A 6,353-nucleotide genomic window follows, 5' to 3' on the forward strand; every position below is an offset into this window, starting at 1 on the left:
GCCTTTTGCCGACGGCGTTCGTCGGTCTCAGCGGACGGGAGGGCGCCGTCCGAGCTTGATGTGCTCGCGTCGTACGGCGTCGTAGACGTGCCGCATGCCGACCGCACCGCCCTCGGCGACCGCGGCGTAGACGGCCGCGAGGACCATGTTGCGGATGTCGCCGCCGGCCAGCTCGACCGAGTTGCTGAGCCACTCGACGTCGACCGGGTCGTCGGCGTCGACCGGGACGTCGGCGAGGTGGTGGGTCCACAGCCGGTGCCGGGTGGGCTGGTCGGGGTCCGGGAAGGCGACCATGAAGTGCAGCCGCCGGGCGAACGCGGGATCGAGGTTGCCGCGCAGGTTGCTGGCCAGCACGGTGATGCCGTCGAACTGCTCCATCCGCTGCAGGAGGTAGGCGATCTCCTGGTTGGCGTAGCGGTCCTTGGCGTCCTTGACCTCGGAGCGGGACCCGAAGAGCGCGTCCGCCTCGTCGAAGAAGAGCACGGCGTTGGTGGCCTCGGCCTCGGCGAAGACCTTCTCCAGGTTCTTCTCGGTCTCGCCGATGTACTTGTCGACGATCGTGGAGAGGTCGACCTGGTAGAGGTCCATGCCGAGCGAGTCGGCCACGACGTGGGCCGCGAGGGTCTTGCCGGTGCCGGGCGGGCCGGAGAACAGGGCGCAGATGCCGATGCCCTTGCCGCCCTTGCCGTGCAGCGGACCCATCGCCACGACCTCGTCGCGGAAGCGGGCCCAGTCGAGCATCCGGGTCACCTCGCCGAGGGCGGCCGGCGGGAGCACGAGGTCGCTCAGGCCGACCGAGGACCCGGCGTTGGCGCGCACGGACCGGCCGCGGCTCAGCTCACGGGCGGAGTGCCGCACCCGCTCGGCGGAGACGCCGTCCTCACCGTGCAGGGTCGCGGTGGTCGCGGCGTGCCGGCCGACGGCGACGATCTGCTCGGGGGAGAGCGGCATGCCCGTGATCTCGCGGCTCGCGGACAACCCGCCGAGCATCGGCTCCCAGACCGCCTGCCGCTCGGCGACCGAGAGGCGCGGCGCGGGCACGGTCAGCGGCAGGTCGGCCGGCCAGGCCGGGTCCCACGGCTCGGTGCTGACGGCCACCACCGGGACGACCGAGCGGGTGTAGGAGTCGGCCCGGGCCTTCTCGGCGCCGACCAGCACCAGCACGGTGCCGGAGAGCCCGCACTCCACGAGCAGGTCGAGGACGGCGTCCTGGACCGAGGCGGACGGGTCGAGGCGGCCGAGGTCGGCGATCAGGCAGGACACACCGAGCTGGTGGCAGGCGGCGGTGGCCATCGCGGCGCCGGCGCCGCCGCCGGGCGCGTGCACCCAGACCAGGCGCTGGCCGGCCTGGAGCGCAGAGACCAGCAGGTCGGTGCCCTCGACCGCGACGGGCACGCCGTCGAGCAGAAGACCGAGCACCGACCGGGCCGGCAGGTCGTCGCCCGCGAGGAAGGCGGAGACCCGCTCGGCGACGACGACCCGGCGGCTGAGCAGGACGTCGGTGCCGGCGACGGTGACCAGGCCGAAGCGGACCAGGGGCGAGCGCTCGCCGAAGTGGGCGCGCGCGGAGCGCGCGTCGGCGGGCAGCCCGGCGAGCTCCAGCGCCACGGCGACCGTCGGCCGACCGGGGTGCCCGTCCCCGGCGAGGAGGCCGAGGACCAGGTGGCCGCTGACGCTCTGCTCGGCGGTGGCTGCGACCTCCAGGAGCGCCGCGTCGGGGTCGCTCAGGCCGAACTGGTGGCGCACGGTCTTGAGCGCGGAGTCCAGGTCGGGGTCGGTGCCGTCGACGGTGATCGCGGCGAGCGCCGCCCGTGCGGTCGCGGCCTGGTCCCAGCCGGACTCGGCCCGTCGCTCGACGGCGTTCGTGAGCCGGGCGGCCAGGGTCTCCACGGGCTCAGGATCGCACGAGGCCGCACGTCGTGTCCGACGTACGGCGCCAGTTCGACCGCTCAGCCCGTGCCGGCCAGCCAGACGACGCCGGCGCACGCGCAGGCCCACAGGACGCTGGTGAAGGTGCCGATGATGAAGCGCTCGGCCGCGCCCGCGGACGCTCCGTTGCGCAGCTCCGGATAGCGGCCCAGACCCTTGACCGCCAGGGCGATGGCCAGGCCCTCGGTCAGGCCGCCGACCAGGCTGGCGAAGACGGCGGTGCGCTCGAGCGCCCCGATCCAGGCGCCGCCGCGCAGCACGGAGCCGGCGGTGTGGATCGGCTGCTGGTCGCCGGTCGCGGGGTGGTCCTGGCGGTCCACCCAGGCGAAGACGAGGGAGGTCAGCGGTCCGCCGCCGACGACGGCCAGCGCACCGGCGAGGACGACGAGCAGGGTCGTACCGCCGCGGCCCGCGACCACGACCTCGGGAGCGGCGGCCGCGGTGAGCGTGGTCGCTGCCAGCAGGGCGACGGAGCAGGGCACCCAGACGGTGCGGCCGGCGGGCGTCCACCCGACGGCGGCCGCGACCACGGCTGCGCCCAGCAGGACGAGGACGACCAGTCCGGCGGTGTCCGTGGTCACGAGACCTCCTGCGGGGCGAGCACGGTGGCGGCGAGGTGGGTGACCAGCTCGCGCGCCCGGCGTCCCTCGACGATGCCCGCGGCCTGGGCGCGCTGGCTGACGGCCGACTGGCTGATGCCGAGGCGGCGGGCGGTCTCGTCGTACGACAGGCCGGTGTCGACGAGGTCGGCCACCTCCCAGCCCCGCGCCGTACGACGGGCGAGCACGGCCGCCCACAGCCACAGGGCCGACTCCAGCTGGCGGGTGCCCGGGTGGTCGCCGGCGACCCGCAGGTGCCAGGGCCCGGTCTTCGCGGCGGTGACCGCGCTGCGCGCGTGCAGGTACGCCGGTCCTGCGCCCGCGCGGGCGTGCGCGGGGAGCGGCAGGTCCACCGGCCCGGCACCCACGCCGATGCTCCAGCCGGCGTCGCGCAGCAGCGGCTCGATCGCCCGCGGCAGTGCGGCGGGATCGTCGAGGACTCCTTGGAGCTCGTCGCCGGCGGTCCGCTCGAAGCCGCGGAGCACCGGGATGTCGGCCAGCTGCTCCAGCGCGGCGGGCACGCGGTCGACGCCGTGCCGGCTGTCGCGCTGGTCGATGGTGAGCACCAGGACGGTCATGGCGCCTCCTCCTCGGCCGGTCCCTGATGGACAGACTAGATCAGGAAATAGCCTTATGAAAGCAACTTATTAGGCGAAAGCCTTCACCGACGTCCGATGATGCCGACGACGGCGGGTGCCTTCTGCTCGACCACCGAGACCCGGAAGCCGCCACCGGCGAGGGCTGCCGAGGCCTTCTCGACCACGGTCGGCATCTGGTCGGGGAACTTGACCTCGTAGAACAGGAAGACGGCGCCACCCGGCAGCAGCCGCTCGTGGAGCAGGGCGATCTCGTCGGCGCAGTCGCGCACCCAGAAGAGGTTGACGTTGAAGGCGTAGACCTTCGTCAGCCGCTTCACCGGCACCCGCAGCGTCGCCAGGTCGATCTGGCGGACGGTCAGCCGGCCGGCTTCGACGTACTTCGCGCAGCGACGCTTCGTGCGGTCGACCCCCGACTCCGACCGGTCGATCGCGAACAGCTTGCCGGTCTCCAGCTTGCTGCAGATCGCCTCGGCCCCGGCCCCGGGTCCGCAGCCGATCTCGAGGACATGATCCGAGGGTTGGACGTCCATGAACTCGACCGCCCACCGGATCCGGGCGGGAATCGCCTGCGCCACCATGGGGTCCAGCCTGCCAGAACGGGTGGGTCGATGGTGGGACTGACCCTCCCACTACGGTGGTGACGTGGCCGACGTGATCAAGGTGGGCGTGCTGGGCGCGCGGGGCAAGGTGGGCGCCGAGGTGTGCCGGGCGGTCGAGGCGGCCGCCGACACTGAGCTCGTGGCCGCGGTCGACGCGGGCGACCCGATCGAGGCACTGGTCGAGGCCGGCGCCGAGGCCGTCGTCGACTTCACCCACCCCGACGTGGTGATGGGCAACCTCGAGTTCTGCGTCGCGCAGGGCATCCACGCAGTCGTCGGGACGACCGGTTTCGACGACGACCGGCTCGCCACCCTCCGCGGCTGGCTGGACTCCTCCCCGGGCACCGGGGTCCTCATCGCCCCCAACTTCTCGATCGGCGCGATCCTGATGATGCGCTTCGCCGCCGCGGCCGCGCCGTTCTACGAGTCGGTGGAGGTCGTCGAGCTGCACCACCCCGACAAGGCCGACGCCCCGTCCGGCACGGCCCGTCGTACGGCGGAGCTGATCGCGGCGGCCCGCCGTGCCGCCGGCAGCCCGCCGGTGCCCGACGCCACCTCGACCTCCCTGGATGGCGCCCGCGGCGCCGACGTCGACGGCATCCGGGTGCACGGCCTGCGGATCCGCGGCCTGGTCGCGCACCAAGAGGTGATCCTCGGTGGCGTCGGCGAGACGCTGACGATCCGCCACGACTCCCTCGACCGGGCCTCCTTCACCCCCGGCGTGCTCACCGGCCTCCGGGGCATCGCCGCGCACCCGGGGCTCACCGTGGGACTGGAGCACTTCCTCGACCTCGACTGAGGTGTCGCGCCGGGCTGCAGGTTGTTGCACTGCACAAACCTGCGGATAGCCCGGGCCTTTCGTCTGTCGTTGGCTCGTCGGGCCGCCCACTCGGAGCGGCGACGACGAGAGGGGCGCACCATGCGCAGAAGCTGGGGGACCGCCACACTGGCGGCACTCGCGATCGGCACGCTCGGGATGACGGGCGGGGGTGGCGCGGCGTCGGCCGCGCCGTCGGCCACGGAGAAGGGCATCGGCGCTGCGGCCGTCTCCGCGCTGCTGGCCCACCCGGCGGCCGCCCAGGCCACCGACGGGACCGCGTTCGCGGTCACCGACACCGTCACCGACGCCGATGGCGCCACCCACGTCCGGCTCGACCGGAGCTACCACGGCCTGCGGGTCGTCGGCGGCGACCTGGTCGTCCACCGCGGAGCGGCCGGCACCTGGCGCGGCGTCAGCCGGACCCTCGACGACGCGCTCACCCTCACCACCGCGCCCGCGGTGGCGGCCACCGCCGCCGCGAGCCGCACCCTGGCGCCCGCGAAGGCGACGGCCGACATCGCCGGCCTGCGCACCGAGGGGAAGCCGGAGCTGGTCGTCGACGCGCTCGGCGCCGAGCCCCGCCTCGCCTGGGAGGTCACCACCCACGGCACCCAGGCCGACGGCACGCCGAGCGAGCTGGCGACGTACGTCGACGCCCGCACCGGCAAGGTCATCCGCCGGGTGGAGGGCATCCACACCGCCGACGGCTCGGGGCAGTCGCTCTACAGCGGCACCGTGCCGATCCAGGTCACGCAGTCCGGCTCGTCGTACACCCTGACGGACGCGACGCGCGGCAACGCCAAGACGACCGACATGCAGAACAAGGAGGACTCGATCCTCTGCCAGATCTTCGGCGCCGGCTGCACCAACGGCGTCGCCTACACGAGCACCGACACCTCGTTCGGCACCGGCAGCAACGCCAACCGCGAGTCGGCCGCCGTCGACGCCCACTACGGCGGCGCGAAGACCTTCGACTACTTCAAGCTGGTGCACGGCCGCAACGGCATCTTCGGCAACGGCACGGGCGCGCCGAGCCGGGTCCACTACGGCAACGGCTACGTCAACGCGTTCTGGGACGGCTCGAAGATGACGTACGGCGACGGTGACGGCACCGAGTTCGGTCCGCTGGTCTCCCTCGACGTCGCCGGCCACGAGATGAGCCACGGCGTCACCGAGAACACCGCCAACCTCACCTACTCCGGGGAGTCCGGCGGCCTCAACGAGGCCACCTCCGACATCTTCGGCACGATGGTCGAGTTCTACGCCGCCAACGGCAACGACCCGGGCGACTACCTGATCGGCGAGGAGTTCGACCTCGCGTCGCACTCCGGCTTCCGCCGGATGGACAACCCGATCGCCGACGGCAGCTCGCCCAACTGCTACAGCTCCAACACGAAGAACCTCGACGTCCACTACTCCTCGGGCGTCGGCAACCACTTCTTCTACCTGCTCGCCGAGGGCTCGGGCGCCAAGACGATCGGCGGCACGGCGCACAACTCGCCGACCTGCAACGGCTCCACCGTCGCCGGAATCGGCCGGGACGCCGCCGCGAAGATCTGGTTCCGCGCCCTGACCGTCTACATGACCTCGGGCACCACCTACGCCCAGGCCCGGACGGCGACGCTCAGCGCTGCTAGCGACCTCTACGGCGCCAGCAGCACCCAGCGCGCCGCCGTGGCCGCCGCGTGGAGCGCGGTCAGCGTCGGCTGACCGACACCGCAACGCGACGAGGCCCGCACCGGATGTTCCGGTGCGGGCCTCGTGGCTTGCTGGTCTGCTCTCGACCCTCGGTCGGGGTTTCGACGCG

The 6,353-nt window shown here is 73.2% G+C and carries 6 protein-coding genes; 2 read left to right on the forward strand and 4 right to left on the reverse strand.

Features of this window, described 5'->3' with window-relative positions:
• Positions 1-27: 27 nt before the first annotated feature.
• The 4 genes from V7S47_RS10270 to V7S47_RS10285 form a co-directional block, all read right to left on the reverse strand.
• Entirely contained in the window at positions 28-1,890 is a 1,863-nt protein-coding gene (locus V7S47_RS10270; RefSeq protein WP_336561482.1) for an ATP-binding protein, read from the reverse strand.
• A 59-nt stretch (positions 1,891-1,949) separates the two neighbouring features.
• Positions 1,950-2,510, reverse strand: coding sequence for a hypothetical protein (locus V7S47_RS10275; RefSeq protein ID WP_336561483.1), 561 nt, complete (start codon positions 2,508-2,510; stop codon positions 1,950-1,952).
• The gene (locus tag V7S47_RS10280; protein ID WP_336561484.1) at positions 2,507-3,106 is read right to left on the reverse strand and encodes a transposase; all 600 of its coding nucleotides are present in this window, start codon (positions 3,104-3,106) and stop codon (positions 2,507-2,509) included. Before V7S47_RS10280 ends, V7S47_RS10275 begins: the two co-directional genes overlap by 4 nt.
• 83 nt (positions 3,107-3,189) lie before the next feature.
• Positions 3,190-3,705, reverse strand: coding sequence for a class I SAM-dependent methyltransferase (locus tag V7S47_RS10285; protein ID WP_336561485.1), 516 nt, complete (start codon positions 3,703-3,705; stop codon positions 3,190-3,192).
• Positions 3,706-3,778: 73 nt separating this feature from the next.
• On the opposite strand from V7S47_RS10285, the gene dapB reads away from it, so the two are divergent.
• Positions 3,779-4,525 carry a 4-hydroxy-tetrahydrodipicolinate reductase gene (gene dapB, locus V7S47_RS10290; protein ID WP_090853397.1) on the forward strand — a complete coding sequence of 249 codons (747 nt, stop codon included), beginning with the start codon at positions 3,779-3,781 and terminating at the stop codon, positions 4,523-4,525.
• A 120-nt stretch (positions 4,526-4,645) separates the two neighbouring features.
• On the forward strand, positions 4,646-6,256 hold the full coding sequence (locus V7S47_RS10295) for a M4 family metallopeptidase (RefSeq protein WP_336561486.1): 1,611 nt from the start codon (positions 4,646-4,648) through the stop codon (positions 6,254-6,256).
• Positions 6,257-6,353: the final 97 nt, after the last annotated feature.

The sequence above is a fragment of the Nocardioides sp. CCNWLW216 genome, from assembly GCF_037120545.1.
Classification (GTDB): Bacteria; Actinomycetota; Actinomycetes; order Propionibacteriales; family Nocardioidaceae; genus Nocardioides; species Nocardioides lianchengensis.